This is a genomic window from Kitasatospora sp. NPDC091257 (assembly GCF_044757675.1).
GTDB lineage: Bacteria > Actinomycetota > Actinomycetes > Streptomycetales > Streptomycetaceae > Kitasatospora > Kitasatospora lactacystinica.
Map to the genome: position 1 here is coordinate 1 of NZ_JBIVVI010001164.1, position 2,823 is coordinate 2,823.

Here is a 2,823-nt window from a genome sequence, read left to right on the forward strand (position 1 = left end):
GTGGCCCGCGGCGGGGCGGCCGGCGGCGGGGGCGGACGACAGGCCGTCGGTCGGGGTCTGCTCCGAGGCCGCCTCGGCCTGGTCGGTGGCGCCCGGCGTGGGCGGCGGGGTGGAGCCGACCCGGGCGACGCCGGCCCGGCGGCCGATCCCCTGCTGTTCGTTGAGCAGCAGGGTGGTGGCGATGCTGATGCCGACCACGGTGGACATCGCCATCGCGGCACCGGACAGGCGCAGGGTGGGCAGCCGGAACAGGCCGCCGAACGGGCGCGGCCGCCCGTGCCGACCCTGCCGTGCGGGCTCGTGGTGCACGTCCCGCGCGGTGTCCTCGCGCACAGCCACCGGACCCCTCCCTCCCCGAAGCCGCCGTCGCGTCGCCGTATTCTCCCACGCGTCGCCGCCGGGTCCGGCTCCGGCCGTCGCGGGCCGGTTCCGCGCGGGCCCGCCCGGGGAGAGGGCAGAGCGTACCAGTGGGTGATCACCTCCCGGTCGGCCCCCGTCCATTTCGTGGACGCCCTTTCGACACACGGAAGTTGACGGTCCGTCTGACAAGGGCGGGTAAGGAGCGGCCGCCCCGGACGGGGGTTATTGCAACCCCCTTGCAACCCTTGCCCGGTGCGCCGGGCGTGACGCAGGCTGAGGTCATCCCACGCCGTCCCGGAGAGACCGTCATGCCGCCCGACCCGCTGTCCGCAGCCTCAAGTGCACCCCTCGCCGCCACCCCCACGGGCGGCGATGGGGACGGCTCCACCGCCGCTCCGGCGGCGGTGGAGGAGGTGCTGATCCTGCGGATCTCGCTGGGCGAGGAGGTGGTCGGCGAGGTGCGCACCCGGTTCCGGTTCGTCGCCGCGCGCCCGTACGAGGTCCTGCTGACCTTCCACCTGGGGCGGCCCGACGAGGCCGACTGGGTGTTCTCACGCGAACTGCTGCGCGACGGGCTGCGCGCGCTGAGCGGCCAGGGCGACGTCAAACTGTGGCCGGCGTACTGCCCGTGCCACGGCGCGACGCTGCACCTGGCGCTCGAATCCCCGCACGGCAGCGCACTGCTGGAGGCGTCCAAGCCCCGGGTGCAGGCTTGGCTGGACCGCACCTACGCGCTGGTCTCCGAGCACCAGGAGCGCCGCTGCGGTCCCACCGACGCCGAGCTGGCCGCGCTGCTCGCGAACGGCTGACGACGGGGCGCCGGATCCGCTCCGCCCGGCCGGGGGCCGAGCGTCAGCGACGCTCCGTCGGGGCGGCGACGCGCGGCGGCGGCAGGGGCGGCGCACCGGGCAGCCGGGCCGTCCCCGCGGCCAGCGCGGCCCGCAGCCGCCGCACGGCCGGGGCCGAGGAGGAGGGCAGCAGGTCGTACGGGTCGTCCGGCCCGTCCACGGTGACCAGCACCGACTCAGCGATCCGGTACGGCCGGTGGGCCAGCAGCCCGCCCAGGTAGCGGCGCAGCCGGGAGAGCTCCGCGCGCACCGTCACCGTCCGGCCCGGGTCGCCGAACAGCGCGTCGGCGAGCTGGGCGGCCGTGCTGCCCTCGCGTCCGGTGGCGAGCAGGAGCAGCAGTTCGGCGTGGCGCGGGCTGAGCGGGTGCGACCAGCTGTCGGCCGCGCCCCGGACGGACAGCCCGGGGCGGTCCGGGCGGCGCAGGTCCAGCCGGAGGTGGGCGCCCTCGGCCTGCTCGGCGGTCACCGTGCCCGAGCCGTTCTCCCCGGGCGGCCGGACCGGGCGCACCAGCCAGCCGTCGGCGAGCGGCTCCAGCGCGCACTCGCCGAGGCCCGGCACCCAGTGCACGGCGGCCGGGGTCCAGCCCTCGCTGGGCACCCGCAGCCGGCTGGGCGGCGGCAGCCCGGCCGCGGCGGCGGTCCACCCGGCCGCGTCCACCACCAGCGCCGGGCCGCCGACCCGGGCGAGCAGCGGGGCGGCCAGGGTGCGCAGCTGGTGCAGCGCCTCCAGCCGGTGGGCGCGCAGCTCGGTCTCGGCCAGCCGGGCGGCGGTCGCGGTGAGCTGGAGCAGGTACGGGCGGATGCTGTGCGCCGGGCCGCTCAGGTTGATGGCGCCGACCAACTGCCCGGTGCCGGGGTCGCGCACCGGTGCGGCCACGCAGGTCCAGGAGTGGTGGCTGCGCAGGTAGTGCTCGGCGGAGTGGACGTGCATCGGGCGCCGGGCGCGCAGCGCGACCGCGATGCCGTTGGTGCCGACGCTCTCCTCGATCCAGCGGGCGCCGGTGATGAAGCCGATCCGGTCGGCGCTGCGGCGCAGGCCGCGTTCGCCCTCCTGCCAGAGCACGTGGCCCTCGGCGTCGGCGACGGCCAGCAGCAGCGGGGCCGTGCCGCCCGTCTCCACCAGGGTCTCGCGGAGCACCGGCAGGACGGTGTCGAGCCCGCTGGTGCGGCGTCGCTGTTCGATTTCGCCGGGGCCCAGCAGGACGGCGGCGGCGCCGGTGTCGGGGTCGAGGCCGAGGCGGCGCAGCCGGGCCCAGGAGTCGCCGATCTCGGGCCGGGGTTCGAGCAGGCCGGGGCCGCCGGTCTCCTCGGTGCGGGCGGGGGTGGACAGTTCCCGGGCGGCGGCGTCGGCGAGGGTGCGGTCGTGGACCTTGGCCAGCTCCGTCGCGGACGGCGGGGTGCGGCGCTCTGGTCGTCGGGACTGCCGTCCGGTCTGCCGCACTTGCTTCGCTCCTCGCCGCCGTTCGAGGACGCGTCGGGGCCGACGCGCTGACGAAAGCGTACGGGTGCGGTGGGCCGCTGGGGACGGGGTCGGGCAAGTCGGCATACCGGACGGTACGGAACGCGGGTCCGGCCCCGGGCCCGGCCGTGCCCGCCGGGGTGCGGGGCCCGACCC

The 2,823-nt window shown here is 77.5% G+C and carries 2 protein-coding genes and 1 pseudogene; 1 reads left to right on the top strand and 2 read right to left on the bottom strand.

Annotated elements, in window-relative coordinates; translation table 11 throughout:
- Positions 1-339 (bottom strand): annotated as a pseudogene (locus tag ACIQOV_RS35820) (hypothetical protein); the annotation flags it as partial.
- A gap of 329 nt (positions 340-668) precedes the next feature.
- Between ACIQOV_RS35820 and ACIQOV_RS35825 the strand changes: the two are divergent.
- Positions 669-1,169, top strand: a complete 501-nt coding sequence (locus ACIQOV_RS35825; protein WP_359905384.1) for an SsgA family sporulation/cell division regulator — start codon at positions 669-671, stop codon at positions 1,167-1,169.
- A gap of 43 nt (positions 1,170-1,212) precedes the next feature.
- Here ACIQOV_RS35825 and ACIQOV_RS35830 read toward each other — a convergent pair whose 3' ends face one another.
- A complete protein-coding gene (locus tag ACIQOV_RS35830) occupies positions 1,213-2,649 on the bottom strand; it encodes a GAF domain-containing protein (RefSeq protein WP_401055000.1) in 1,437 nt (478 codons plus the stop codon).
- Between the last annotated feature and the right edge of the window lie 174 nt (positions 2,650-2,823).